The following is a 24956-nucleotide window of genomic DNA, read 5'->3' on the forward strand; positions in this document are numbered from 1 at the left end:
ACCGGGGTTCGTTTCACTGCTTCATGACTTCGCCCGGCCGAGCGGGTGACTCGGCCGCGTGAGGTCACTTCTTGGCGGCAGCGGCCTTCTTCGGCGCGGCCTTCTTGGCGGCGGGCGCGGCCTTCTTCGGCGCGGCCTTGGCGGCGGCCGGCTTCGCGGCAGCGGTCGTGGTCGCGGCCGCGGCGGCCGGCTTGGCGGCGGCCGTGGTGCGCTTCGGCGCGGCCTTCCGCGTGGTGGCGGGCTTCGCGGCGGCAGCGGCCGGCTTGGCGGCAGCCGTACGACGCGTGGTGGCCGGCTTGGCGGCGGCAGCGGTGGCGGCCGGCTTGGCGGCAGCGGTGCGGCGCGTGGTGGCCGGCTTCGCGGCAGCGGTGCTGGCAGCGGCCGCCCGCGTGGTGGTGGCAGCGGCCGGCTTGGCGGCGACGACCTTCGGCAGCTTCTTGGCGCCGCTGATGACGTCCTTGAACGTCGTGCCGGCACGGAAAGCGGGAACGTTGGTCTTCTTGACCTTCACGGTCTCGCCGGTGCGCGGGTTGCGCGCGGTGCGCGCGGCCCGAGCCCGCTTCTCGAACACACCAAAGCCCGTGACGTTGACCTTCTCGCCCTTGTGGACGGTGCGGACGACGATGTCGACGATGCCGTCGACAGCGGAGCTGGCGGCCTTCTTGTCGCCGAGACGCTCGGCCAGAGCCTCAATGAGTTGGGCCTTGTTCACTTCAGTCCCTCCCAGGACACCATCGGCCCTGTAGTTGGGCCACTTCTCGCACACGGTAAGCCAACGCGGCAAGAATTTCCACGCGCCACGCCCATTTTTTTGTTGATGGCGCGTTGGATCCGCCCCACCGGGGGACATAAGCCCGGTTTTCGAAGCGGCGATGGCGGCGGGGATGGGCCGCCGGAAACCCCTTCCGGCGGCCCGGTGTTCAGCCCGCCGCGACAGGGTTCGTTGTGGGCAGCCAAGTTGGCCGGCCGCCCTCGAATTCCCCGATCGCGTCGACGTTTCGCAAGGTCAGGCCGATATCGTCCAGCCCTTCCAGCAAGCGCCAACGGGTGTAGTCGTCGATCTGGAAGGGGGCCGAGAAGTCCTTGGCGCGGACCGTCTTCGCGGTCAGGTCGACCGTCACCTCGGTGCCGGGCTCGTTCTCCAGCAGCTTCCACAACAGTTCGATGTCGGACTGCTCACACTGCGCGGCCACGAGGCCCTGCTTGCCGGAGTTGCCCCGGAAGATGTCGGCGAAGCGGGACGACAGCACCACCCGGAAGCCGTAGTCCATCAGCGCCCAGACGGCGTGCTCGCGGGACGAGCCGGTGCCGAAGTCCGGTCCGGCGACCAGAACACTGCCGCCGCGGAAGGGCTCCTGGTTGAGGATGAAGCTCTCGTCGGCCCGCCAGGCCGCGAACAGGCCGTCCTCGAAACCGGTGCGGGTGACGCGCTTCAGATAGACGGCGGGGATGATCTGGTCGGTGTCCACGTTGGACCGGCGCAGCGGGACGCCGACCCCGGTGTGGCTGGTGAAGGGTTCCATCGGTCTACTCCCGTTCTCTCAGTCCAGGTCGGCCGGCGAGGACAGCGTGCCGCGCACCGCGGTGGCCGCGGCGACCAGCGGCGACACCAGGTGGGTGCGGCCGCCCTTGCCCTGCCGGCCCTCGAAGTTGCGGTTGGAGGTGGACGCGCTGCGCTCGCCCGGCTTGAGCTGATCGGGGTTCATGCCCAGGCACATGGAGCAGCCGGCCGACCGCCACTCGGCGCCCGCGGCCGTGAAGACCTTGTCCAGTCCCTCGGACTCGGCCTGCGCGCGCACCCGCATCGAACCGGGCACCACCAGCATGCGTACGTCCGAGGCGACCTTGCGCCCCTGGAGAACCGCCGCCGCCGCGCGGAGGTCCTCGATGCGCCCATTGGTGCAGGAGCCGAGGAAGACGGTGTCCACGTGGATCTCACGCAGCGGCGTGCCCGGCTCCAGGCCCATGTACGCCAGCGCCTTCTCCGCCGCGACCTTCGCGTTCTCGTCGCCGATGTCCTCGGGGTCGGGCACGCGGTCGCCCAGCGGCAGGCCCTGTCCGGGATTTGTGCCCCACGTGACAAACGGCGTCAGCGTGTTCGCGTCGATGTCCACCTCGACGTCGAACGTCGCGTCCGCGTCGGTGGCCAGCGACCGCCAGTACTCCACCGCGGTGTCCCAGTCCGCGCCCCGCGGCGCGTGCTGGCGGCCCTTGATGTAGTCGAAGGTCGTGTCGTCCGGCGCGATCATGCCGGCGCGGGCGCCCGCCTCGATCGACATGTTGCAGACGGTCATGCGCGCTTCCATCGACATCGCCTCGATGGCGTCGCCGCGGTACTCCAGGATGTAGCCCTGCCCGCCGCCGGTGCCGATCTTCGCGATCACCGCCAGGATCACGTCCTTGGCCGTCACGCCCTCGCCCAGGGTTCCGTTGACGTTGATCGCCATCGTCTTGAACGGCTTGAGCGGCAGGGTCTGCGTGGCCAGCACGTGCTCGACCTCGGAGGTGCCGATGCCGAAGGCGATCGAGCCGAACGCGCCGTGCGTCGAGGTGTGGCTGTCGCCGCACACCACCGTCATGCCCGGCTGGGTCAGGCCCAGCTGCGGGCCGACCACGTGCACGATGCCCTGTTCCGCGTCGCCCATCGGGTGCAGCCGCACCCCGAACTCCGCGCAGTTGCGCCGAAGCGTCTCCACCTGGGTCCGGGACACCGGGTCCGCGATGGGAAGTTCGATGTCCACCGTAGGAACGTTGTGGTCCTCGGTGGCGATGGTCAGGTCGGGCCGGCGGACCGGTCGGCCGGCGAGCCGCAGCCCGTCGAACGCCTGCGGGCTGGTGACTTCGTGCACCAGGTGCAGGTCGATGTAGATGAGGTCCGGTTCGGCTCCGTCGCCCTTGCGCACCAGATGCGCGTCCCAGACTTTCTCCGCGAGCGTGCGGCCCATGGTCTCCTCCCCCTTCGGGGATGTCGGTGTCAGATCGGGATTCTCACATGCTGAGCGACTGGACTTCCCACATGCCGGGAAGCTAATATCGCGCTGTGGGACAGCATAGCGGGATCGGCGTTCTGGACAAGGCGGTGGCGGTGCTCAGCGCCGTCGCCAAGGACCCCTGTGGCTTGGCGGAACTCTGCAACCGCACCGGCTTGCCGCGCGCCACCGCGCACCGCCTCGCCGTGGGTCTGGAGGTGCATCGCTTGCTACGCCGTGGTTCCGACGGCCGTTGGCGTCCTGGCGCCGCCCTCGCCGAACTGGCCGGCGGCGCCACCGATCCCCTCCTGGACGCCGCTTCCTCGGTCCTGCCGCGCCTGCGCGACATCACCGGCGAGTCCGTCCAGCTCTACCGCCGTGACGGCATGCAACGCATCTGCGTCGCCGCCGCCGAGCCCCCTTCCGGCCTCCGCGACACCGTCCCCGTCGGCGCCCGTCTCCCCATGACCGCCGGCTCCGGCGCCAAGGTTCTCGCGGCTTGGGCCGACACCCCCACCCAACGCGCCCTCCTGACCGACGCCCTCTTCGGCGAACGCACTCTCCTGGAAGTGCGACGCCGCGGCTGGGCCCAGTCGGTCGGCGAACGCGAACCCGGCGTCGCCTCCGTCTCCGCCCCCGTCCGCGACTCCTCCGGCACCGTCATCGCGGCCGTCTCCGTCTCCGGCCCCGTAGACCGCATTGGCCGCCGCCCCGGCGGCCGCTGGGCCGCCGACCTCCTAGCCGCCGCCGAAGCCCTCCAAAACCGCCTCTAGCGCGGGACGGAGGTAGGGGTCCTAGAGAGAGCCCAAGGGTGAGGGTTTCGAGTACCCCTCCTCCCCCCTCCCCCCACCCCCCACACACACAAGCACACACACAAGGGCGAGCGAAGCGAAGCCCCCCGGATGCAATGGCGAGCGCCAGCGAGCCGAGCCGAAGGGGGGTGCAGGGGGGCGAAGCCCCTCCTGCCTCGGGGTCTGGGGCGGGAGCCCCAGAGGGCACAACGAAAGATCCCCCTGACTTCCGAAGGAAGTCAGGGGGATCCCGGATCTGTAGCCCCGACGGGATTCGAACCCGCGCTACCGCCTTGAGAGGGCGGCGTCCTAGGCCGCTAGACGACGGGGCCAGGACTTCTGTTTTCTTGCTGGGAGATACCCTAGCACATCGCTTTGGGTGCCTCGCGCTGGGGTACCAGGACTCGAACCTAGACTAACTGAACCAGAATCAGTCGTGCTGCCAATTACACCATACCCCATTGGCATTCTGGATCAGCTTGGTGTTACCGGCCGCTGTCCGCCCTGCCGGAATGAATACTAGACCATGGTTGCCCTGATCGTGAAATCGACCCCGCTGGGGGGCGGATCGCGCAGGTCAGAGGCCGTCGGGGTCGGCTCCGGTGAGCTCGCAGACGAGCAGCTCGGGCAGGTCGGCGAGGCTGGTGATGGTCCACACGCCGGTGGGGGCGGCCTGGTCGCTGACGCCGTCGCGGTTGAGCCAGACGCCGTGCATGCCGGCGTCGCGGGCGCCGATGGCGTCGAGGTCGAGCCGGTCGCCGACGTGCACGGTCTCGGTAGGCAGCACGTCGAGGTCGAGGCAGGCCGTGTGGAATATCACCGGGTCGGGTTTGGCGACGCCCAGTTCACCTGCGATGACGACGCGGTCGAAGAATTCGGACAGGCCGACGGCGGCGATCTTGGCGCGTTGCCGGGGGCCGGAGGCGTTGGTGACGGCGGCGATCTTGATGCCGCTCTCGCGGAGCCAGTCGAGCAGGGGCAGGGTGTCGTCGAACACCCGCCAGGACCGTTCCATGACGGCGAGCCGGCTGTCTTCGCGGCGGCGGACCTCGGCGTCGTCGAGGTGTTCGCCGAGGACGGCGAAGAAGGCCTTGGTGCGCTCCCAGCGCATGGTGTCGTAGTCGAACTCGCCGGAGATGGCGCGGGCGACGTGCTCGTCGGTGGTGCGCTGCCAGGCGGGCCACGCCTGGTCGTGTCCGACAAGGGCGGTCAACGCGGTTCTCGCCGATCCGTCGTAGTCAATCAGCGTGTCGTCGATGTCCAGGCAAACGGCGCGGATTTCGACGGCGGTGCGGGTGGTGAATGCGGAGAGAACTGGCGTCACCAGGAGAGGCTAGGTGCGGATCCCTTGTCCGCGATTCGGCTAACAAGGTGAAGCTGCCCCTTGTTCGCGGTCACTCTCCGCCGTCTGGCGATTCCGCTGCGCGTGCGGCACGGCCCGTTTCCCGCGGCCCGACAACGGGTTTGTCCGACTCGTGGCGCATCGGTGACGGGGTGCGACCGGTCGGGGGTGCGGGGCGTCACGTCGGCCTGTTCGGGTGATGCGGCTTGACGGGGGCGGCGTCCGGGAGCACTCTGAGCTTATTCAACAAGCGTTGAAAAGAGGGAGAACGATGGAGCGCACGACCTGCTGCGTGGTGGGTGGCGGCCCGGCCGGGATGATGCTGGGCCTGCTGTTGGCCCGGGCCGGAGTGGACGTGACGGTGCTGGAGAAGCACGGCGACTTCCTGCGGGACTTCCGCGGCGACACGGTGCACGCCTCGACGCTGCGGCTGCTGGACGAGCTGGGGCTGGGCGAGCGGTTCGCCAAGGTGCCGCACCAGCTGCTGACCAAGATGGCCCTGCCGCTCGGGCCGCGGGACAACGTGGCGATGGACCTGACGGCCCTGCCCGGCCCGCACAAGCACATCGCGATGGTTCCTCAGTGGGACCTGCTCGACCTGCTGGCCGAGGCCGCGAGTGAGGAGCCCAGCTTCCACCTGCGGATGAACACCGAGGCCACCGGCGTGACCACGAAGGACGGCCGCGTCACCGGCGTCACCTACCGCACCCAGGACGGCGAGACCGGGGAGATCGCCGCCGACCTCACCGTGGCCTGCGACGGCCGCCGCTCGATCCTGCGCAGCGCGCTGGGGCTGGGCATCCACAGCTGGCGAGTGCCGATGGACTGCTGGTGGCTGCGGGTGCCGCGCCACGAGGGCGACCCCAGCGGCATGGGCGGCGTGATCGGCGGCAAGCGCATGCTGGTCTACATCGACCGCGGCGAGTACTTCCAGCTCGCCTTCCTGATCGAGAAGGGCTCGGACGCGCGCTGGCGCGAGGCCGGCCTCCAGGCGTTCCGGGACAGCGTCGCCGAGATCGTGCCGTGGCTGGCCGACCGGGTCGACAGCGTCGAGTCGCTGGACGAGGCCAAGCTGCTGGACGTCAAGCTGGACCGGCTGACCGAGTGGTACAGCGACGGCCTGCTGTGCATCGGCGACGCCGCGCACGCCATGTCGCCGGTCGGCGGCGTGGGCATCAACCTGGCCGTGCAGGATGCCGTTGCCGCGGCCCGGATCCTGGCCGGCCCGCTGCGCCGAGGAACCGTCACGACCGCGGACCTGGCCAAGGTGCAGCGCCGCCGTGGGCCCGCCACCAGCATCACCCAGGGCCTGCAACGGCTGATGCACGCCAACGCCGTCGCCCCGGCGCTGAAGGGCACGCTGGACCTCACCCGGCGGACCCCGTTCGTGCTGCGACTGGCCCAGCGGTTCCCGAAGCTGACCGTGATTCCCGCCTATCTGATCGCGATCGGCTTCCGCCCCGAACACGCCCCCGAATTCGCCAGGAAGTGATTGCCTTCATCGCCAACCCAGGAGAGTGCGAGGCCCCGCCGATGCTTCGCACGGTTGGCGGCGCCGTTCAACACGGCACTCGTCCACTCAGGACCATTGCCACCACCTGGGCCCGGTCCTTCGCGCCCAGTTTGCGCAGAATCGCCTTCACGTGGGTTTTCACCGTGTCCGTGCTGATGAACAGGTGGTGGGCGATGGTCTGGTTGTCCAGGCCTTTGATCATCTCGGCCAGCACGTCGAACTCGCGGGCCGACAACTGGGGCAGCACGGCGTGCGGCGGCAGGTCCGAGGACAGCTGGACCTGGCCGCCAAGGCGGGGGTCGAGCACGTGGGTGGCGCCGGCCAGCACCTCGGTGAACACCGACACCAGCTCGCGCAGCGGCGTCGTCTTGAGCATGTAGCCGGCGGCGCCCTGGCTCAGCGCCGCCTTGGCCCACTCGGGGCTGTCCATGTCGCTGACCACCACGGTGACCGCCGACGGCCGCTGCGCCCGCACGTCGCGCACCGTCCGCAGCGCGCCCGCGCCGGGCACGGCCAGGTCGGTGACGACGAGGTCGACCAGCAGGCCCCTCAGGCAGCGCAGCGCCTCGGACGAGGTGTGCGCCACACCCACGACCCGGAAGCGCTGGGTGCGCTGCAGGCAGACGCGCATGCCCTCGGTGATCAGCTGAGAGGCGTCGACCAGCAGCACCCTTGCGGGGTCGGGGACCACCATGCGATCACCTCCGCTGCGCCGCGGCCAACCGGTCCTGCCCGATTGCTGACCTCACTGGTTTCGCAATCGGCTCAACGCGGAATAGCACGCCATGGTTCAGCAGCGGAAGCCGCCGAAGGGCCGGTCGGCGCGAAGTTGCGCCGACCGGCCCTTCGATCATGGGCCAACGCGACTAGACGGCGGCGACCTTGTTGGTGAGTGTGCCGATCCCCTCGATGGACACCGAGACCGTCTGCCCGTCGGTCATCGGGCCCACGCCGGCCGGGGTGCCGGTCAGCACCACGTCGCCGGGCAGCAGGGTCATGCCGGCCGTGATCCACTCCAGGATCTCGCCGACCCCGTGCAGCAGGTCGCTGGTGTTGCCGTCCTGCTTGAGCTCGCCGTCCAGCTCGGTGCGCAGCTCCAGGTTCGACGGGTCGAGGTTGGTCTCGATCCACGGGCCCAGCGGGCAGAACGTGTCGTGGCCCTTGCCGCGCGTCCACTGGCCGTCGGCCTTCTGCTGCTCGCGGGCCGTGACGTCGTTGGCGATGGTGTAGCCCAGGATGGCCGAGCCCGCGTCCTCGGCCCGCAGCCGGCGCACCGGCCGGGCCCCGATCACGACCGCCAGCTCGCCCTCGTAGTCCACCCGGCCGAGGCCATCGGGCACCTCGATCCGCGCGTCCGGGCCGATCACCGAGGTCGACGGCTTGATGAAGATGACCGGGTCGGCCGGCGGCTCGCCGCCCATCTCGCGGGCGTGGTCGGCGTAGTTCTTGCCGATGCACACCACCTTGGACGGGCGGATCGGGGCCAGCAGCTGGACCGAGGCCAGCGGCCAGGTGCGCCCGGAGAACTTCGGGTCCTCGAACACCGAGGTCGACAGTTCCGCGGCGATCAGGCTGTCCGGCTCGCCGCCGATGGCGACGAAGGACGCCCCTTCAGAGTGAGAGATCCGAGCGAAACGCATACCCAGAGCCTATGCGGCGCCTATGCCGCGCGTTCCGCGCGGGGCTCGGCCCCCGGGTAGCCGATGCCTCGCCCAGGGCGAAACATCGGCGGGGCCTCGCACTCTCTTGCGTTGGCGGCCTCACGCAGCCCTCAGGCCAGGGCCTTCACCCGCATGGCCTTGTGGGCCAGGGCGTCGCACAGGGCCAGCCAGCTGGCCTCGACGATGTTGTCGTGCACGCCGACCGTGGTCCACTCGTGCTCGCCGTCGGTGGACTCCACCAGCACCCGGGTGACCGCGTCGGTGCCGGGGTGGTCGGTGAGGATGCGAACCTTGTAGTCGGCCAGCTCGACACTGTCCATCCAGGACAGATGGGGCCGCAAAGCCTGGCGCAGCGCGGCGTCCAGCGCGTGCACCGGGCCGGTGCCCTCGGCGGTGGCGATGACCCGCTCGCCGCCGACGTGCACCTTGACCGTGGCCTCGGACACGACCACGCCGTCCTGCCGGTGGTCCAGCAGCACCCGGTAGGACTCCAGGGTGAACGGCGGCTCGTCCACTTCGGACAGCTCGCTGCGCAGCAACAGCTCCAGCGAGGCGTCGGCGGCCTCGAAGGACCAGCCCCGCGCCTCCAGGTCCTTGACCTTGCGCACCGCGTTGCCCACGGCGTCGGGCCGACCGGCCAGGTCGAGTCCGAGCTCTCGTCCCTTGAGCTCAAGACTCGCCCGGCCGGCCATCTCGGTGACCAGGACCCGCATGCCGTTGCCGACGGTGGCCGGATCGATGTGGTTGTACAGATCCGGATCCACCTTGATCGCGCTCGCGTGCAGCCCCGCCTTGTGGGCGAAGGCCGACGTCCCGACATAGGCCTGGTGGGTTTCGGGAGCGATGTTCGCGATCTCGGCGAGGGCATGGGACACGCGGGTCAGCTCGGCGACGGATTCGGCGGGTATCACCGGCATCCCGAGCTTGGTCACGAGGTTCCCGAGCACGGCGAACAGGTCGGCGTTGCCGGCCCGCTCGCCGTAGCCGTTGGCGGTGCACTGCACGTGGGTCGCCCCGGCCTGCACCGCGGCGATGGTGTTGGCCACCGCGCAGGACGTGTCGTCCTGGCAGTGGATGCCGACCCGCAGCCCGGTGCGGGCCATCACCTCGGTGACGGTCTGCCCGAGCCCGACCGGCAGCTGGCCGCCGTTGGTGTCGCACAGCACCACCACGTCGGCCCCGGCGTCGCCGGCGGCCCGCAGCACACGCAGCGAGCACTCCGGGTCGTAGGCGTAGCCGTCGAAGAAGTGCTCCGCGTCGAGGAACACGCGGCGGCCGTTGTCGACCAGGTACCGGACGGTGTCCGCGACCATGGCGCAGTTCTCGTCGACGTCGGTGCGCAGCGCCCGTTCGATGTGCCGGCGGTCGGACTTGGCCACCAGCGTGACGACCGGGGCCTTGGAGTCGAGCAAGGCCCGGACCTGCGCGTCGTCCTCGACTTTGACGCCGGCCTTGCGGGTGGAGCCGAACGCCACCAGCACCGCGTGGTGCAGCTCCAGCTCACCGGCCGCCGCGCGGGCGAAGAACTCGGTGTCCTTGGGCAGAGCGCCGGGCCAGCCGCCCTCGATGAAGCCGACGCCGAGACCGTCCAGCAGGCGGGCCACCGCGAGCTTGTCCGTGACGGAGTAGGTGATGCCCTCGCGCTGGGCGCCGTCCCGCAGGGTGGTGTCGAAGACGTGGAAGCCGTCGCCGAGCGGCGTGCCGGCCGGGGTTGTCCTGCTCAACGGTCTACTCCTTGCCAGAAGGTGGCTGACGTGGCCCAGAAAAGCAAAAAGACCCCCTGCGGAAGCAAGAGGTCTGCGCGCCGGGTGCCTCGAGGGCACGGTCCCGGCGCGCTACGAAATGATGATCACGGTGTGGAGAGCCACACCCGCATGCTGCCACACCTGTCCCCTTCCGACCAAGCCTCGGACGAAAATTCCCACCAGTCGGGAATTTTCACCAAGTCAGCCCATGACCGGTCCACCTGACCGAAATTGGACTGGTCCAATTTCGGGATTGGTAGCAGCCTTGTGCGTAGCCGCCTTCGTCGAAGGGAGAAGGCTGCGTGGTCACTGTTGTCCTGCTGGGCGCGCCGAACGCCGAGGGAGCCGAGTACGCCTGGCTGATGGACCGCGTCCGGGTGGGAGGCTGCGAGCCGGTCGCCCTGGACGGCGCATCGGCCGCGGATGTCCTCGTCAAGCTGCACGAGCAGGGCCGCTTGCACGGCGTCCTGGCCGTCGGCGGGCGCACCGGCGGCTCCCCCGCCTTCGCCGCCCTGCGGGCGCTGCCCATCGGCGTGCCCAAGCTCCTGGTCACCGCTCGGGACCACAACACCCACGGCGGCGTCACCGACGTCACCACCATGCACTCCGTGGTCGACATCGACGGCATCGACCAGGTCTCCGAACGCATCCTCGACAACGCCGCCGCCGCCATCACCGGCATGGCCCGCAGCTACCACGCCGGGCGGCACAACCCCACCCGCCATCACCGGCCGCTCGTCGCCACCACCGTGCCCGCCACGCGGCCGCGCCTGGAGCACTGGGGCTACGCCGTCGTCGTCGTGCCCGACAGCCGCCCCTTACCGTCCCTTGTGGACAGCGGCTTCCTCGCCGGCGTCATCTCCACCGACACCGCCGCCGCCTACACCGTCCCCCACGTCGTCTGCGACGACGCCGCCTACGCCCCCGAAGCCGCCGACGACCTCCACCACGTCATCACCGGCTCCCCATAACCCCGGCGAGTCCCGCTCAGCGTCGGTGCGAATGCACGTTTCCGGCAGAAATTGCAGCCAGTGCAACGAACCCGGGCGGTACGGGCCACCGTGGTGTCGATGGACACTGCTCGCCTGCCCGGGTTCACACTCATGCGTCGATCAACCAGGTGATGGCGAGGTCGTCCGGGGCGCTGTCGGTCAGACCGGCGATCAGATCGCGCACCTCGGTCTCCAGCTCCCCGAAATGCTCGACGTCGGTGGCAGCGGGCGGGAGTCCCGCTACGACAGCGACCCAGAGGTTGTCCTCACGGCTCACGGTGACCTCGTAGGCGGTCGCCATCGGTCCTCCATGCCTCGGCAAGTCGCGCTCAGCGACAGGGCGAATGTCGATTCCAGGTAGATCCACGGAGCCAGACGCGGTCCTGCACTCGGTGTCCCTGAGGTGTCCCAGATCGTCACTCGCCGGGACACACGTGTGCCCCCGGCTCGGAGGGAGCCGGGGGCACACGGGGTGGAGCTCGGTCAGGCGGTGGTGCGGGTGTTGCTGGACACCAGGGCCGCGAGGCGGTCGCCGATGGCGTAGGTGGCGCCGGGCGAGGCGTGGTCGCGGGTGGCGAGATCGAAGGCGACGGAGGCCTCGATGCGCCGGGCGGCCTCGTGCTCGCCGAGGTGGTCGAGCATCAGGGCCACCGACAGCACCGCGGCGGTGGGGTCGGCGATGCCCTGGCCGGCGATGTCGGGCGCCGAGCCGTGCACGGGCTCGAACATGCTGGGGTTGCGGCGGGTCACGTCGAGATTGCCGCTGGCGGCCAGGCCGATGCCACCGGTGACGGCGGCGGCGAGGTCGGTGAGGATGTCGCCGAACAGGTTGTCGGTGACGATGACGTCGAACCGGCCCGGGTCGGTGACCATGTGGATGGTGGCGGAGTCGACGTGCTGGTAGTTGACGGTCACGTCGGGGTGCAGCAGCGACACCTCCTCCACCACACGGGACCACAGCGAGCCGGCGTGGGTCAGGACGTTGGTCTTGTGCACCAGCGTGAGGTGCTTGCGGGGACGGGCCGCGGCGCGGTCGAAGGCGTCGCGGACGACCCGGTCGACGCCGAACGAGGTGTTGATGCTGACCTCGGTGGCGATCTCGTGCGGGGTGTCCTTGCGCAGCAGGCCGCCGTTGCCGGCGTAGAGGCCCTCGGTGCCCTCACGCACGACGACCATGTCGATGTCGGGCGGATCGGCGATCGGGCTGCGCACGCCCGGATACAGCCGAGCCGGCCTCAGGTTCACGTGATGGTCGAGTTCGAACCGGAGCCGCAGCAGCAGCCCCCGCTCCAGAATCCCGCTGGGCACCGACGGGTCGCCGACCGCGCCGAGCAGGATCGCGTCGTGCTGGCGCAGTTCGCCGAGCACCGACTCCGGCAGCAGCTCCCCGGTGGCGTGCCACCGCGCCGCACCAAGGTCGTACCGGGTGATCTCCGCCGTCGGAACCACCTCGCCGAGCACCTTCAGCGCCTCGGCAACCACCTCGGGCCCGATCCCGTCACCTGGGATCACCGCGAGCCGCATCCACACACCTCCCGGAGTTCGGTCCCATCACGGGACCATCCATCTCTCGCGTGAGGCTACCCGTACTTCCCCTACTAATCGGAGTCCGGACACGCTTCTGGGGTGATCTCTCCCGAAGTGCGGGACACCCGGATGGCGCAATCGCCACCCATACGGGTGACAACAGCCCCGTGAGCGGCCCCAACATGCGGTGAAGGCGTCCTTCCCGGCGATGTCCGCCAGGAAGGACGCCTTCCTCACAAAACGGTCAGATCAGCGAGATGGACCGCACGGTGTGCGCGCCCACGGCGGCGCCGATCGGCTCCAGCACGCCGGCGTCCACGTGCCGGTCGGCCCGCAGCAGCATGACGGCGTCGGAGCCGTCCTTGGTCTGCGAGATCTGAGCCGCCTCGATGTTCACGCCGGCCTCGCCGAGCAGCGTGCCGACGGTGCCCATGACGCCCGGGCGGTCCTGGTACTCCAGCAGCACGAGCTCGCCGGCGGCGCGCAGGTCGAAGCCGCGGCCGTTGACCTCCACCAGCTTCTCCACCGCGTCCAGGCCGGACAGCGTGCCGGACACCCGCAGCGCGGCGCCGTCGGGCAGCGCGGCGCTCACGGTGACCAGGCTGCGGTGGTTGGCGCTCTCCGGCTCCTTCACCAGGTTCACGCTCACGCCCAGCGTCTCGGCCAGGGCCGGCGCGTTCACGAACGTGACCTGCTCCTCGACGATGCCGGAGAACACGCCGCGCAGCGCGGCCAGCGGCAGCACCGAAACGTCCTCGTTGGACAGTTCGCCGCGGACGGTCACGGTCACCGAGGCCGGGGCCTTGCCGGCCAGCGCCGACAGCACCACGCCCAGCTTCTGCACCAGCGGCAGGTACGGGCGGACCTCGTCGTTGACCACGCCGCCGCTGGCCACGTTCACCGCGTCCGGCACGAAGTCGCCGCGCAGGGCCAGCCGCACCGAGCGGGCCACGTCGGTGCCGGCGCGGTCCTGGGCCTCGGCGGTGGAGGCGCCCAGGTGCGGCGTGACGACCACATTGGGCAGCTCGAACAGCGGCGAGGCGGTGGTCGGCTCGGTCTCGAAGACGTCGATGCCGGCGCCGCCGACGTGACCGTCGCGAATGGACTCCGCCAGCGCCGTCTCGTCGACCAGGCCGCCGCGGGCGGCGTTGACGATGATGACGCCCTTCTTGGCCCGCGCCAGCTGCTCCTTGCCGATCAGGCCCTTGGTCTCCGGGGTCTTGGGCAGGTGGATGGAGATGGCGTCGGCCCGCTCCAGCAGCTCGTCCAGGCTGACCAGCTCGATGCCCAGCTGGGCGGCGCGGGCCGGGGCCACGTACGGGTCGTAGGCGATCAGCTCGGTGCCGAAGGCGGCCAGCCGGGCCGCGAACAGCTGGCCGATCTTGCCCAGGCCGACCACGCCGACGGTCTTGCCCGACAGCTCCACGCCCGAGTACGAGCTGCGCTTCCAGGCCCCGCCGCGCAGGCTGGCCGAGGCCTCCGGGATGCGGCGGGCCACCGCCAGCAGCAGGCCCACCGCGTGCTCAGCGGCCGAGGTGATGTTGGACGTGGGCGCGTTGACCACGAGCACGCCGTGCTTGGTGGCCGCCGGCACCTCGACGTTGTCCAGGCCGACACCGGCGCGGGCGACCACCTTGAGCTTGCTGGTGGCCTCGAACACCTCGGCGTCGACCTGGGTGGCCGAGCGGACCAGCAGCGCGTCCGCGTCGGCGACGGCGGACAGCAGCGCCGGGCGGTCGGTGCCGTCGACGTGGCGGATCTCCACCTCGTCCCCGAACACCTCGATGACGGAGGGCGCGAGCTTCTCGGCGATCAGGACGACGGGACGACTGGCATTGGTCACGACACAGCTCCAGGTTTCGGCGCGCGACTGTCTGGGGACGGCCCACCGGCACGACGCTGTGCTGGACCTCGTCGCATCCTACGAGTCGGCCGTCCAGTTGGATGCGCGAATGTTAACGCCCGTGTAACTACCAGCGTCCCTCGAACTCGCCATGCTTCGCCCCTTTGACGAAGGCGTCCCACTCCGCGGGAGTGAACACCAGCACCAGCCTGTCCGGCTCGGTCGCCTTGCGCACCGCCATATAGGTGACACCGTCGGTGTGCAGCACCGGCGCCACCTCGAAGTCGTCCTCGCCCGCCACCGCCCCGTCGCTGGACTGCCACCGCGCCCCGGTCAGGTCCAGGCTCCCCCGCAGCTCGGCCTTGTCGTCATAGATCGGCGCCGCGTCGTCAGTCATGTCGGCAGCGTAACGGCAGACTGCAGCCATGAAGCGAACAGCGCTGGTGGCCGGCATCGTCCTGGTGGGCGGGCTGCTCGGCCTCGCCCCGGCTCACGCCGCCGCCGGTCCCGACCGGATCAAGGCCGACGCGAACCGGCTGTACGACACGGTCACGGGCCTGACCTTCACGCCCCGCGGCGCCAACTACATCCGGTTGGCCGACAGGGGTCACGGGGTCTACCACTCCGCCTTCGAGCCCGGGCAGTACTCGCCGGCCGACGCCCAGGGCATGCTCAACCAGCTGCACCACGACGGCTACAACACGGTCCGGGTGTTCGTGGACGCCGGCACCTGGGACTTCGACCACGGCCTGGACACCGATCCGAGCCCGGACGCGCCATGGCTGAACACGCCATATCTGGACAATCTGGTCGATTTCATCGGCCGGGCCGCGGCCGCCGGCGTCTATGTGCTGCCGACGTTCGAGTACGCGCCGATGAACCAGCACTACGCCGACATCGCCGGCGGCGCCCGCAATCCGAACGTGGGCGGCACCAACCTCTGGTACATGGACCGCGGCATGATCGCGGCCAAGAAGGCGTACCTGACCGCCATCGTGGCCACGCTGGGCAGCCGGCTCGGCCCGAACCGGACCGACATCCTGTCCTACGAGATCGACAACGAGGTGTTCTGGCAGACCGACGCCGCCCCGTTCGCGACCATGTCCGGGACCGTCGTCGGCGCGGACGGCCTGACCTACGACATGTCCAAGCCCGCCGACCGCCAGCAGGCCGGCGACGCCAGCCTGGTCTGGTACATCGACCAGGCGGTCGCCGGCGTGCACGCGTCCGATCCCGACGCCCTGGTGTCGATCGGCATGTTCACCAACAACGCCGTCGGCCGGGCCGGATTCGACGGCATGCAGCCGGATCCGGGCGCGCGGCCCATGTCGCCCGGCAACCCCGTGGCGATCGCGAAGTGGAGCGACATCGACCTCGTCGACATGCACATCTACCCCAGCGGTGGCAGCTACACACCCGCGGCCGACCTGGCCAGCTCCGACCTCGGCCGCGCCGGGGTGGAGTCGATGCCCAAGCCGTACGTCATCGGCGAACTGGGCGCACGCAAGGACGTCTACGGCAACAGCGTCACCGCCGCCGCGGTGGACATGCGCAACCGGCAGGTCCAGACCTGCTCCGTCGACAAGGGCGCGCGCGGCTGGCTGTTCTGGACCTACGACACCGACCTGGTCGATCCCGACCTGGCCGACCAGGGCCTGTTCTACTCGCTCATCGACAACTCCGGCGCGATCAACGGCCAGCTGGCGCCGATCGTGCGGGCCGATCCCTGCCGGTGAAAGCGAAACGGCCGTGGGGCGGGACGCCTCACGGCCGCTTCCGGCAACCAGAAAAAGATCAGGCCGTCTCGGTGATGGGACGGTCCACCCAGGACATCAGGCCGCGCAGCTTCTTGCCGACCTCCTCGATCGGGTGGGCCGCACCCTCGTTCTGGAGCTTGGTGAAGTTGGGCCGCCCGGCCTCGTCCTCACCGACCCACTCGGTGGCGAAGGTGCCGTCCTGGATCTCGCCCAGGATCTTGCGCATCTCCTCCTTGACCGAGGAGGTGATCACGCGCGGGCCGCGGGTGAGGTCGCCGTACTCGGCGGTGTCGGAGATCGAGTAGCGCATCTTGGCGATGCCGCCCTCGTACATCAGGTCGACGATGAGCTTGAGCTCGTGCAGCACCTCGAAGTAGGCGATCTCCGGGGCGTAGCCGGCCTCGGTGAGCACCTCGAAACCGGTCTGCACCAGGGCGGAGGCGCCGCCGCAGAGCACGGCCTGCTCGCCGAACAGGTCGGTCTCGGTCTCCTCGGTGAAGGTCGTCTTGATGACGCCGGCCCGCGCGCCGCCGATGCCCTTGGCGTAGGACAGGGCCAGCGCCTGCGCGCCGCCGGTGGCGTCCTGCTCCACGGCGATCAGGCAGGGCACGCCCTTGCCGTCCACGAACTGGCGGCGGACCAGGTGGCCCGGGCCCTTGGGCGCCACCATCGCGACGTCCACGTTCGACGGCGGGGTGATCAGGCCGTAGCGGATGTTGAAGCCGTGCCCGAAGAAGATCGCGTCGCCGTCCTTGAGGTTCGGCGCGATGTCCTCGGCGTAGATCTTGCGCTGCTTGGTGTCCGGAGCCAGGATCATGATCAGGTCCGCCTCGGCCGACGCCTCGGCCGGGGTGAGCACCCGCAGGCCCTCCTCCTCGGCCTTGGCCCGCGACTTCGAACCCTCCGGCAGGCCGATGCGAACGTCCACACCGGAGTCGCGCAGGCTCAGCGCGTGGGCGTGGCCCTGGCTGCCGTAGCCGATGACGGCCACCTTGCGGCCCTGGATGATGCTGAGGTCGGCGTCGTCGTCGTAGAAGATCTCGACAGTCATGACTTTTCTCAGGTTCCTTCCGAACTAATGATTCAGCGGGCCGCAGTGGCGGTGATGGACCGGGCGCCGCGTCCGATGGCGACCATGCCGGACTGCACCATCTCACGCAGACCGTAGGGCTCCAACATCCGCAGCAGCGCGTCGAGCTTGTCGCCGGTCCCGGTTGCCTCGATGGTCAGCGCCTCGGGCGAGACGTCGACCACCTTGGCCCGGAACAGCTGCACCGTCTCCAGCACCTGGCTGCGCACGGTGGCGTCGGCGCGGACCTTGACCAGCAGCAGCTCCCGCTGCACGGCCGTGGTCGGCTCCAGCTCGACGATCTTGATGACGTTGATCAGCTTGTTCAGCTGCTTGGTGACCTGCTCCAGCGGTAGCTCGTCGACGCCGACGACGATGGTCATGCGGGAGATGTCCGGGTGCTCGGTCGGGCCGACCGCGAGCGACTCGATGTTGAAGCCCCGCCGGGAGAACAGGCCGGCGACACGAGCGAGGACACCGGGCTTGTTCTCGACCAGGACGGACAGGGTGTGCTTGGTCATGCTCATTACACGTCCTCGTCGAACAGCGGGCGGATGCCGCGGGCGGCCATGATCTGGTCGTTGCCGGTGCCGGCGGCCACCATCGGCCACACCTGCGCGTCCTTGCCGACCACGAAGTCGATGACGACCGGCCGGTCATTGATCTCCATGGCCTGCTGGATGGTCGCGTCCACGTCCTCGCGGCTCTCGCAGCGCAGCCCGGCGCAACCCAGCGCCTCGGCCAGCATCTTGAAGTCGGGGATGCGGTGCTTGTGGGTGCCCAGGTCGGTGTGCGAGTAGCGCTCCGCGTAGAACAGCGTCTGCCACTGCCGGACCATGCCCAGGTTGCCGTTGTTGATCACGGCGACCTTGATCGGCGCGCCCTCGATGGCGCAGGTGGCCAGCTCCTGGTTGGTCATCTGGAAGCAGCCGTCGCCGTCGATGGCCCACACGACCTTGTCCGGCGCGCCGAACTTCGCGCCCATGGCCGCCGGCACCGCGAAGCCCATGGTGCCAAGGCCGCCGGAGTTGATCCAGGTGCCGGGCTTCTCGTACTTGATGAACTGCGCGGCCCACATCTGGTGCTGGCCGACGCCCGCGGTGTAGATGGCGTCCGGCCCGGCGATCCGGCCGATGCGCTCGATCACGAACTGCGGCGACAGCGAGCCGTCGGACGGCCAGTCGTAGCCCAGCGGATAGGTCTCCTGCCAGCCGCGGGTGTCGGTGATCCACGGCGTGAGGTCGGCGGTCGCGGTGTGCTCCCGCTCGGCCTTCACGGCGGCGATCAGGTCGCCCAGGATCTCCTTGCAGTCCCCGACGATCGGCACGTCGGCCCGGCGGTTCTTGGAGATCTCGGCCGGGTCGATGTCGGCGTGCACGACCTGGGCGTCCGGCGCGAACGAGCTGAGCTGGCCGGTGACCCGGTCGTCGAAGCGGGTGCCCAGGGCGATCAGCAGGTCGGCCTTCTGCATGGCGGCGACCGCGGCCACCGTGCCGTGCATGCCGGGCATGCCCAGGTGCTGGGGGTGCGAGTCGGGGAACGCGCCGCGGGCCATCAGCGTGGTGACGACCGGGATGCCGGTCAGCTCGGCCAGCTCCCGCAGCTCGGCGGTGGCCCCGGACTTGATGATGCCGCCGCCGACGTAGAGCACCGGCCGGTGCGCGGCGGTGATCAGCTTCGCCGCCTCGCGGACCTGCTTGCCGTGCGGACGCGTGGTCGGGCGGTAGCCCGGCAGGCGCATCTCGGGCGGCCAGGAGAAGGAGGTGGTCTCCTGGAGCACGTCCTTGGGGATGTCGACCAGCACGGGGCCGGGTCGGCCGGTGCTGGCGATGTGGAACGCCTCGGCGATCGCCCGCGGGATCTCCGCCGGGTCGGTCACCAGGACGTTGTGCTTGGTGATCGGCATGGTGATGCCGCAGATGTCGGCTTCCTGGAACGCGTCGGTGCCGATCAGCGCCCGGCTCTGCTGGCCGGTGATGGCGACCACGGGGACCGAGTCCATGTAGGCGTCGGCCAGCGGGGTGACCAGGTTGGTCGCGCCCGGGCCGGAGGTGGCCATGCACACACCGACCTTGCCGGTGGCCTGGGCGTAGCCGGTGGCCGCGTGGCCCGCGCCCTGCTCGTGGCGGACCAGCACGTGGCGCAGGGACGTGGAGTCGAGCAGCGCGTCGTAGGCCGGCATGATCGTGCCGCCGGGAATGCCGAACACGACCTCGCAACCGACGGCCTCGAGCGAGCGGACGAGCGAGGCGGAGCCGGTCACGCGGACCGGGGCGCCGCCGGGCGGCGCCGGTTTCGGGGGCGGGCCGGGGCGCGGGGGTGTCGCGCCGGGGACCGGGGCTTGTCGCGAGGGTGCGCTGGTCATCGGGGCTGCCTCGGGGTCGGTGGTCCTGCGGAAAGTAGGTGGTCCAACAAAAGCCACAAGCATGAAAAAACCCCCGGCCAACCACGGGAAAACGTGGTCGAACGAGGGTCGCGCGCCGACGCGGACTCAGGTGTCCTAGGCGTCGGCGCGCCTCGGAAGTACGAGGCCGGTGTCACGCAGCATGTCCGGGACGGTACTGCCGGTCCGCCCCGAGCGTCAACTCTGCGGGAAAACGCTCCCGAATGGTGGAACGGAAAGTCCGGGTGCGAGGATCGGACGGTGACCGAGTCCACGCCCTCCTCAGTCCAACGGGTGATATTCCGGATGCCGACGACCGGCCTGCTCCCGGTCGGCCTGCTCGCCATCTGCGAGACGCCGGTGGTGACCACCGCCGGGCCCGCGTTCGCCGCGCTGTACCTGGTCCCGATCCTGCTCGCGGTGTGGATCGTGCGCACCAGGACGGTCGTGGACGCCGAGCAGCTGCGCACCCGCAGCCTGTTCGGCGCGCGCACCCTCGCCTGGGCCGAGGTCCGCTCGCTCAAGCTGCCCCGCCGCGGCTGGGTGAACGCCGTGCTGGCCGACGACGAGCTGGCCCCGCTGCCGGGCGTGCGCACCCGGCACCTGCCGATGCTGGCGGCCGTGTCGGGCGGGCGGCTGTCCGATCCGAACGCCGCCGCCGACGGCGCGGAGTAACCTGGTTCGCGAGCCGCGACCCGGTCCACGTCAACTTTTCCGCAAGGCCAATTCGTTTTTGGAGGAGCAGTGCCCCAGCTGCGCTCCCGCACCACGACCCACGGACGCAACGCCGCGGGCGCCCGCGCGCTCTGGCGGGCCACCGGCATGACCGACAGCGATTTCGGCAAGCCGATCGTGGCGATCGCCAACTCCTACACCCAGTTCGTGCCCGGCCACGTGCACCTGCGCGACCTCGGCGACATCGTGGCCGAGGGCGTGCGCGCGGCCGGCGGCGTGCCCCGGGAGTTCCACACCATCGCCGTCGACGACGGCATCGCGATGGGCCACAGCGGCATGCTCTACTCGCTGCCATCCCGCGAGATCATCGCCGACTCGGTGGAGTACATGGTCAACGCGCACCAGGCCGACGCGCTGGTGTGCATCTCCAACTGCGACAAGATCACCCCGGGCATGCTCAACGCCGCGCTGCGGCTGAACATCCCGGTGGTCTTCGTCTCCGGCGGCCCGATGGAGGCCGGCAAGGCGGTCGTGGTCGGCGGCGTGGCCCAGGCCCCGACCGACCTGATCACCGCCATCTCGGCCTCGGCCAACCAGGCCGTCGACGAGGACGGGCTGGCGATCGTGGAGCGGTCGGCCTGCCCCACCTGCGGCTCGTGCTCGGGCATGTTCACCGCCAACTCGATGAACTGCCTCACCGAGGCGCTGGGCCTGTCGCTGCCCGGCAACGGCTCCACGCTGGCCACCCACGCCGCCCGCCGGTCGCTGTTCGAGAAGGCCGGCTCCACCGTCGTCGAGCTGTGCAAGCGCTGGTACGGCGAGGACGACGACTCCGTGCTGCCGCGCTCCATCGCCAACCGCAAGGCGTTCGAGAACGCCATGGCCCTGGACATGGCCATGGGCGGCTCCACCAACACGGTGCTGCACATCCTGGCCGCCGCGCAGGAGGGTGAGATCGACTTCACGCTGGCCGACATCGACGCGATCGGCCGCCGCGTGCCCTGCCTGTCCAAGGTGGCGCCGAACTCCGATTACCACATGGAGGACGTGCACCGGGCCGGCGGCATTCCCGCGCTGCTGGGCGAACTGTGGCGGGGCGGGCTGCTCAACGAGGACGTGCACGCGGTGCACAGCCCGTCGCTGGCCGAGTGGCTGTCCACTTGGGACGTTCGCGCCGAGTCGCCGTCGGCCGAGGCGGTGGAGCTGTTCCACGCCGCCCCGGGCGGAGTCCGCACCACCAAGGCGTTCTCGACCGACGCGCGGTGGTCTTCCCTGGACACCGACGCCGAGGGCGGCTGCATCCGCGACGTGGCCCACGCGTACACCAAGGACGGCGGACTGGCCGTGCTGCGCGGCAACCTGTCCGTGGACGGCGCCGTGATCAAGTCGGCCGGCATCGAGGAAGAGCTGTGGCGCTTCCAGGGCCCGGCGCGGGTCGTGGAGAGCCAGGAGGAGGCCGTGTCGGTCATCCTCAACAAGGAGGTCCAGCCGGGCGAGGTCATCGTCGTGCGCTACGAGGGCCCGGCCGGCGGTCCCGGCATGCAGGAGATGCTGCACCCGACCGCGTTCCTCAAGGGCTCCGGCCTTGGCAAGAAGTGCGCGCTGATCACCGACGGCCGGTTCTCCGGCGGCTCCTCGGGCATCTCGGTCGGGCACATCTCGCCCGAGGCCGCGCACGGCGGCGTCATCGGCCTGGTCGAGAACGGCGACCAGATCCTGATCGACGTGCACCAGCGCAAGCTGGAGCTGCTGGTCGACGAGGCCGTGCTGGCCGAGCGCCGGGCCAAGATGGACTCCAGCGAGCGGCCGTGGCAGCCGCGCGACCGCCAGCGCCCGGTCACCCTGGCCCTGCGCGCCTACGCCAAGCTCACCACCTCGGCCGCCACCGGCGCCGTCCGCGACCCCAGCCTCTGACCCCGACCCCCCACAACCCCGCTCCGTAACCGCTGCTTTGTTTGGAAGGGGGCCTTCCTCCACTCCGAGTGGAGGAAGGCCCCCTTCCAAGCGTTCAAGTCAGTTCCAGGGGCGGGGGTCGGTTACCAGGAGTGACCAGATCTCGGCGTCGTGGCGGCGGCCGCCGAACAGGTAGGACTCGCGCATGACGCCGTCCAGGGTCATGCCCAGCCGCTTGGCCACCGCCTTGCTGCGCTCGTTGGCCGGCATGGTGATCCACTCGATGCGGTGCATGCCCCGCACCTCGAAGGCCCAGTCGATCATCAGCTGAGCCGCCTTGGTGATCAGGCCGTGGCCCTGGGCGTGCGGGGCGAGCCAGACGCCGAGCTCGCAGTTGCCGGCGGCCGGGTCGAACTGCGGGAACAGGATCGCCCCGACCAGCTCGCCGTGCTGGCGGATGCCCAGCAGCCGGCCCGCGCCGTTGGCCTGGCGCTCGGCGTAGCGCTGCAGCAGCTCGCGGGCGCTCTCGGTGTCGGTGACGGTGTGGGCGAGCGGGATCCACGGCTCCAGGTGCTCGCGGTGCCGGTCGATGTGCTCGGCGAACTCGTCGGCCTGCCACGGTTCGAGGGAGGTCAGTTCGGCGTCGGGGGCCAGCGGCAGCGAGAGCATGGGTCAGTTATCTCAGCAGCAGCTGCAACGCGGCAACCGCGATGACGGCCAGCGAGAACAGCGAGGTGCCGTAGCCGAGGGCGTGCCGGTACCAGTGCGTGGGACGGTCCAGCGAGATCCGGCCGGGTCCGCAGAACAGCACCGCGAACGCCGCGCCGGCCAGCGACGCGGCCAGCTCGTAGGCCGACAGCCCACCGTTCCACTGCAGGATGATCGTGTTGCCCACCACCGCCAGCACGGCCGCCGCCGCCAGCGGCGTGAACAGGCCCAGCACCAGCAGCACCGCGCCGCCCAGCTCGGCGTAGCCCAGCGCCGGGGCGAGGATGTCGGTGTAGCGGAAACCGGCCTGCTGCAAGGATTTCGTGAAGTCGCCGAGGCCATGGCCGCCGAACCAGCCGAACACCCGCTGGGCCCCGTGCACGCCCACCAGCCCGCCCAGCATCAGCCGCAGGGCCAGCAGCCCCAGGTCCGCGCCGCCGTGCCAGGCCGCTACCGGCCGTGCCGGTTCCTCGTAGGCGACGGTGTTGCCGTAGCCGGGCTCTTCGTCGTCCTCCAGGTGGTGCAACCCTGTGTCGTAGGTGCTCACCGCCGGCAGGGTAGGCAACCTTCTGCGGCCGAACGACCGCCGAACAGAGCAGCTAGACGTGCGCGATTCGCTCCAGCAGGGCGATCAGGCGGGCCCGGTCCTCGGCCGACACGTCGGCCAGCAGCCGGTCGTCGGCCTCGGCGACCAGCCGGTCGAAGCCCTCCAACGCCCGCAGGCCGGCGTCACTGATCGTGACGATGTTGCGCCGGCGGTCGGCCGGATCCGGCTCGCGAGTCACGTAGCCGTCGCCCTGGAGGTCGTTGAGCACGGCGACCACGTCGCTGCGGTCCAGGCTCAGGCGACGGCCGATGTCGGCCTGGGACTGCTGGCCGTACTCGGCCAGCGCGGCCAGCACCGCGTAGTGCCACTTGCGGATGCCCGCCGCCGCCAGCCGCTCCTGGGCCTGCTGGTGGCCTCGCTGCGCCGCGCGGCCGAGCAGCCAGATCACGGTGCCGCTGAGCCGGTGCGGATCGGACATGGCGTCAAGGTACCTCTCGCGCTATCGTTGGCTACGCCAACGTTGGTGTCACCAACAAAAAGGGGTGGATGACGTGCGACTCGTTCGCTTGCACGCGTACGGCGGTCCCGAGGTGCTTCAGGTCGACGAGGCGCCGGTGCCGGAACCGGGGCCGGGCCAGGTGGTGGTGCGGCCCGAGGTGATCGCCGTGAACTTCGCCGACACCAAGATCCGGGCCGGGGGCGGCGGAATCTTCACCCGGCCGGTGCCCTACGGCCCGACCGGCGAGGTGGTCGGCGAGGTCACCGCCGTCGGCCCGGAGGTCACGTCCCTGGCCGTCGGCGACCGGATCTCGGCCCTGGCCGGCGAGAACGCCTATGCGGACTTCGTGGCCGTGGACGCCGCGTGGGCGGCCTTGGTGCCGCCGGACATGGACGCCGCGTCGGCCACCGTGCTGGCGATGCTGGGGCCGACGGCCCTGGGCGTGCTCCACATGGGCCGGGTCGCCCCCGGCGAGACCGTGCTGGTGCAGTCAGCCGCCGGCGGCGTCGGCCATCTCGCCGTGCAGTTGGCGAAGGTGCTTGGCGCGAAGGTGGTCGGGGTTGTCGGCTCCGCAACGAAGGCGGACTTCGTTCGCTCCCTCGGCGCCGACGACGTCGTCACCACCGACGGCGAGTGGCCCACCGGCGTCGACGTGGTCCTGGACGCCGTCGGCGGCTCGATTCTGTTGCGGGGACTGGAATCCCTGGCGCCGCTGGGCCGAGCCGTGATGTACGGCGCGGCCAGCGGCGAGATCCCGGACGTGCCGTCGCGCAGCCTCTTCGGCCTGCGTTCCCTGGCCGGCTTCGGTGTGCTGGCCTGGCGGGAATCCCGGCCCGACGAGGCCCGCGCGGACACCGCGAAGGTGACGCAGCTGATCGCCGACGGTCGACTCCGGGTCGCCCAGCACGCCACGTTCGCCCTGACCGACGCGGCCAAAGCCCACCAGGTCATGGACGAGCGCGCGAACCTGGGCCGGGTCCTGCTCGTGCCCTAGGGGGTGTCCCGTGGATCTGGGCGATGAGAGTCGGGATCGAGGTGGTTC

At 70.4% G+C, this 24956-nt stretch carries 24 protein-coding genes and 2 tRNA genes; 7 read left to right on the forward strand and 19 right to left on the reverse strand.

What is annotated here, in order from left to right; translation table 11 throughout:
- Positions 1-64 precede the first annotated feature (64 nt).
- The 3 genes from ACIG5F_RS30795 to leuC all read right to left on the reverse strand — a co-directional run bounded on the left by ACIG5F_RS30795 (position 65) and on the right by leuC (position 2945).
- Positions 65-712, reverse strand: a complete 648-nt coding sequence (locus tag ACIG5F_RS30795; protein ID WP_396523406.1) for an HU family DNA-binding protein — start codon at positions 710-712, stop codon at positions 65-67.
- 208 nt (positions 713-920) lie between these two features.
- Entirely contained in the window at positions 921-1523 is a 603-nt protein-coding gene (gene leuD / locus ACIG5F_RS30800) for a 3-isopropylmalate dehydratase small subunit (protein ID WP_396523407.1), read from the reverse strand.
- Positions 1524-1541: 18 nt separating this feature from the next.
- Positions 1542-2945 (reverse strand): 3-isopropylmalate dehydratase large subunit, encoded by a 1404-nt coding sequence (gene leuC, locus ACIG5F_RS30805; RefSeq protein ID WP_396523408.1) that lies wholly within the window; start codon positions 2943-2945, stop codon positions 1542-1544.
- Between the two features lie 95 nt (positions 2946-3040).
- On the opposite strand from leuC, the gene ACIG5F_RS30810 reads away from it, so the two are divergent.
- Complete coding sequence (locus tag ACIG5F_RS30810) at positions 3041-3742, forward strand: IclR family transcriptional regulator (protein ID WP_396523409.1); 702 nt, start codon at positions 3041-3043, stop codon at positions 3740-3742.
- A 277-nt stretch (positions 3743-4019) separates the two neighbouring features.
- Here the strand turns inward: ACIG5F_RS30810 and ACIG5F_RS30815 are convergent.
- The 3 genes from ACIG5F_RS30815 to ACIG5F_RS30825 all read right to left on the reverse strand — a co-directional run bounded on the left by ACIG5F_RS30815 (position 4020) and on the right by ACIG5F_RS30825 (position 5084).
- A tRNA-Glu gene (locus ACIG5F_RS30815) sits at positions 4020-4092 on the reverse strand.
- A gap of 57 nt (positions 4093-4149) precedes the next feature.
- Positions 4150-4221 (reverse strand) — tRNA-Gln (locus tag ACIG5F_RS30820).
- 116 nt (positions 4222-4337) lie between these two features.
- Positions 4338-5084 carry an HAD family hydrolase gene (locus ACIG5F_RS30825; RefSeq protein ID WP_396523410.1) on the reverse strand — a complete coding sequence of 249 codons (747 nt, stop codon included), beginning with the start codon at positions 5082-5084 and terminating at the stop codon, positions 4338-4340.
- Between the two features lie 289 nt (positions 5085-5373).
- Here ACIG5F_RS30825 and ACIG5F_RS30830 point away from each other — a divergent pair, with 289 nt between their 5' ends.
- Positions 5374-6594: an FAD-dependent oxidoreductase gene (locus ACIG5F_RS30830; protein ID WP_396523411.1), complete on the forward strand. Its 1221-nt coding sequence runs from the start codon at positions 5374-5376 to the stop codon at positions 6592-6594.
- A 67-nt stretch (positions 6595-6661) separates the two neighbouring features.
- Here the strand turns inward: ACIG5F_RS30830 and ACIG5F_RS30835 are convergent, their stop codons facing one another.
- The 3 genes from ACIG5F_RS30835 to cimA form a co-directional block, all read right to left on the reverse strand.
- Positions 6662-7309 carry a LuxR C-terminal-related transcriptional regulator gene (locus ACIG5F_RS30835; protein ID WP_396523412.1) on the reverse strand — a complete coding sequence of 216 codons (648 nt, stop codon included), beginning with the start codon at positions 7307-7309 and terminating at the stop codon, positions 6662-6664.
- A 172-nt stretch (positions 7310-7481) separates the two neighbouring features.
- Complete coding sequence (locus ACIG5F_RS30840) at positions 7482-8255, reverse strand: fumarylacetoacetate hydrolase family protein (RefSeq protein ID WP_396523413.1); 774 nt, start codon at positions 8253-8255, stop codon at positions 7482-7484.
- 131 nt (positions 8256-8386) lie between these two features.
- Positions 8387-10000, reverse strand: coding sequence for a citramalate synthase (gene cimA / locus ACIG5F_RS30845; protein ID WP_396523414.1), 1614 nt, complete (start codon positions 9998-10000; stop codon positions 8387-8389).
- Positions 10001-10323: 323 nt separating this feature from the next.
- On the opposite strand from cimA, the gene ACIG5F_RS30850 reads away from it, so the two are divergent.
- Positions 10324-10992, forward strand: coding sequence for a Tm-1-like ATP-binding domain-containing protein (locus ACIG5F_RS30850; RefSeq protein WP_396523415.1), 669 nt, complete (start codon positions 10324-10326; stop codon positions 10990-10992).
- Positions 10993-11122: 130 nt separating this feature from the next.
- Here the strand turns inward: ACIG5F_RS30850 and ACIG5F_RS30855 are convergent, their stop codons facing one another.
- The 4 genes from ACIG5F_RS30855 to ACIG5F_RS30870 form a co-directional block, all read right to left on the reverse strand.
- The gene (locus ACIG5F_RS30855) at positions 11123-11314 is read right to left on the reverse strand and encodes a hypothetical protein (protein ID WP_396523416.1); all 192 of its coding nucleotides are present in this window, start codon (positions 11312-11314) and stop codon (positions 11123-11125) included.
- A 182-nt stretch (positions 11315-11496) separates the two neighbouring features.
- Positions 11497-12537 (reverse strand): 3-isopropylmalate dehydrogenase, encoded by a 1041-nt coding sequence (locus tag ACIG5F_RS30860; RefSeq protein WP_211765661.1) that lies wholly within the window; start codon positions 12535-12537, stop codon positions 11497-11499.
- 247 nt (positions 12538-12784) lie between these two features.
- Entirely contained in the window at positions 12785-14383 is a 1599-nt protein-coding gene (serA, locus tag ACIG5F_RS30865) for a phosphoglycerate dehydrogenase (RefSeq protein ID WP_396523417.1), read from the reverse strand.
- Positions 14384-14510: 127 nt separating this feature from the next.
- The gene (locus tag ACIG5F_RS30870) at positions 14511-14780 is read right to left on the reverse strand and encodes a DUF397 domain-containing protein (RefSeq protein WP_396523418.1); all 270 of its coding nucleotides are present in this window, start codon (positions 14778-14780) and stop codon (positions 14511-14513) included.
- 28 nt (positions 14781-14808) lie between these two features.
- Here ACIG5F_RS30870 and ACIG5F_RS30875 point away from each other — a divergent pair, with 28 nt between their 5' ends.
- Entirely contained in the window at positions 14809-16119 is a 1311-nt protein-coding gene (locus tag ACIG5F_RS30875; RefSeq protein ID WP_396523419.1) for a hypothetical protein, read from the forward strand.
- Positions 16120-16177: 58 nt separating this feature from the next.
- On the opposite strand, the gene ilvC is transcribed toward ACIG5F_RS30875, so the two are convergent.
- From ilvC to ACIG5F_RS30890, 3 genes are read right to left on the reverse strand one after another with little or no spacing between them, the layout of a single operon-like run.
- The gene (ilvC, locus tag ACIG5F_RS30880) at positions 16178-17191 is read right to left on the reverse strand and encodes a ketol-acid reductoisomerase (RefSeq protein ID WP_396523420.1); all 1014 of its coding nucleotides are present in this window, start codon (positions 17189-17191) and stop codon (positions 16178-16180) included.
- Between the two features lie 32 nt (positions 17192-17223).
- Entirely contained in the window at positions 17224-17730 is a 507-nt protein-coding gene (gene ilvN, locus ACIG5F_RS30885) for an acetolactate synthase small subunit (protein WP_211765656.1), read from the reverse strand.
- 5 nt (positions 17731-17735) lie between these two features.
- Positions 17736-19574 carry an acetolactate synthase large subunit gene (locus ACIG5F_RS30890; RefSeq protein ID WP_396523421.1) on the reverse strand — a complete coding sequence of 613 codons (1839 nt, stop codon included), beginning with the start codon at positions 19572-19574 and terminating at the stop codon, positions 17736-17738.
- A 324-nt stretch (positions 19575-19898) separates the two neighbouring features.
- Between ACIG5F_RS30890 and ACIG5F_RS30895 the strand changes: the two genes are divergently transcribed.
- Both ACIG5F_RS30895 and ilvD read left to right on the forward strand, forming a co-directional pair.
- A complete protein-coding gene (locus ACIG5F_RS30895) occupies positions 19899-20267 on the forward strand; it encodes a PH domain-containing protein (protein ID WP_396523422.1) in 369 nt (122 codons plus the stop codon).
- A gap of 69 nt (positions 20268-20336) precedes the next feature.
- Entirely contained in the window at positions 20337-22181 is a 1845-nt protein-coding gene (ilvD, locus tag ACIG5F_RS30900) for a dihydroxy-acid dehydratase (RefSeq protein WP_396523423.1), read from the forward strand.
- A gap of 99 nt (positions 22182-22280) precedes the next feature.
- Here ilvD and ACIG5F_RS30905 read toward each other — a convergent pair whose 3' ends face one another.
- The 3 genes from ACIG5F_RS30905 to ACIG5F_RS30915 are packed head-to-tail and all read right to left on the reverse strand — an operon-like array spanning position 22281 to position 23893.
- Complete coding sequence (locus tag ACIG5F_RS30905; RefSeq protein WP_396523424.1) at positions 22281-22829, reverse strand: GNAT family N-acetyltransferase; 549 nt, start codon at positions 22827-22829, stop codon at positions 22281-22283.
- A gap of 7 nt (positions 22830-22836) precedes the next feature.
- Positions 22837-23415: a DoxX family protein gene (locus tag ACIG5F_RS30910; RefSeq protein WP_396523425.1), complete on the reverse strand. Its 579-nt coding sequence runs from the start codon at positions 23413-23415 to the stop codon at positions 22837-22839.
- A gap of 52 nt (positions 23416-23467) precedes the next feature.
- Complete coding sequence (locus tag ACIG5F_RS30915) at positions 23468-23893, reverse strand: MarR family winged helix-turn-helix transcriptional regulator (protein WP_396523426.1); 426 nt, start codon at positions 23891-23893, stop codon at positions 23468-23470.
- 73 nt (positions 23894-23966) lie between these two features.
- Here ACIG5F_RS30915 and ACIG5F_RS30920 point away from each other — a divergent pair, with 73 nt between their 5' ends.
- Positions 23967-24908 carry a zinc-binding alcohol dehydrogenase family protein gene (locus tag ACIG5F_RS30920; protein WP_396523427.1) on the forward strand — a complete coding sequence of 314 codons (942 nt, stop codon included), beginning with the start codon at positions 23967-23969 and terminating at the stop codon, positions 24906-24908.
- Positions 24909-24956 lie beyond the last annotated feature (48 nt).

The sequence above is a fragment of the Kutzneria sp. NPDC052558 genome (genome assembly GCF_044547355.1).
GTDB lineage: Bacteria > Actinomycetota > Actinomycetes > Mycobacteriales > Pseudonocardiaceae > Kutzneria.

Coding starts and splice junctions, on each gene's coding strand:
- leuD (WP_396523407.1), bottom strand. CDS start 1,523: ATGGAACCCTTCACCAGCCACACCGGGGTCGGCGTCCCGCTGCGCCGG.
- leuC (WP_396523408.1), bottom strand. CDS start 2,945: ATGGGCCGCACGCTCGCGGAGAAAGTCTGGGACGCGCATCTGGTGCGC.
- ACIG5F_RS30830 (WP_396523411.1), top strand. CDS start 5,374: ATGGAGCGCACGACCTGCTGCGTGGTGGGTGGCGGCCCGGCCGGGATG.
- ACIG5F_RS30835 (WP_396523412.1), bottom strand. CDS start 7,309: ATGGTGGTCCCCGACCCCGCAAGGGTGCTGCTGGTCGACGCCTCTCAG.
- ACIG5F_RS30840 (WP_396523413.1), bottom strand. CDS start 8,255: ATGCGTTTCGCTCGGATCTCTCACTCTGAAGGGGCGTCCTTCGTCGCC.
- ACIG5F_RS30855 (WP_396523416.1), bottom strand. CDS start 11,314: ATGGCGACCGCCTACGAGGTCACCGTGAGCCGTGAGGACAACCTCTGG.
- ACIG5F_RS30860 (WP_211765661.1), bottom strand. CDS start 12,537: ATGCGGCTCGCGGTGATCCCAGGTGACGGGATCGGGCCCGAGGTGGTT.
- ACIG5F_RS30870 (WP_396523418.1), bottom strand. CDS start 14,780: ATGACTGACGACGCGGCGCCGATCTATGACGACAAGGCCGAGCTGCGG.
- ACIG5F_RS30875 (WP_396523419.1), top strand. CDS start 14,809: ATGAAGCGAACAGCGCTGGTGGCCGGCATCGTCCTGGTGGGCGGGCTG.
- ilvC (WP_396523420.1), bottom strand. CDS start 17,191: ATGACTGTCGAGATCTTCTACGACGACGACGCCGACCTCAGCATCATC.
- ilvN (WP_211765656.1), bottom strand. CDS start 17,730: ATGACCAAGCACACCCTGTCCGTCCTGGTCGAGAACAAGCCCGGTGTC.
- ACIG5F_RS30890 (WP_396523421.1), bottom strand. CDS start 19,574: ATGACCAGCGCACCCTCGCGACAAGCCCCGGTCCCCGGCGCGACACCC.
- ACIG5F_RS30895 (WP_396523422.1), top strand. CDS start 19,899: ATGCCGACGACCGGCCTGCTCCCGGTCGGCCTGCTCGCCATCTGCGAG.
- ACIG5F_RS30905 (WP_396523424.1), bottom strand. CDS start 22,829: ATGCTCTCGCTGCCGCTGGCCCCCGACGCCGAACTGACCTCCCTCGAA.
- ACIG5F_RS30915 (WP_396523426.1), bottom strand. CDS start 23,893: ATGTCCGATCCGCACCGGCTCAGCGGCACCGTGATCTGGCTGCTCGGC.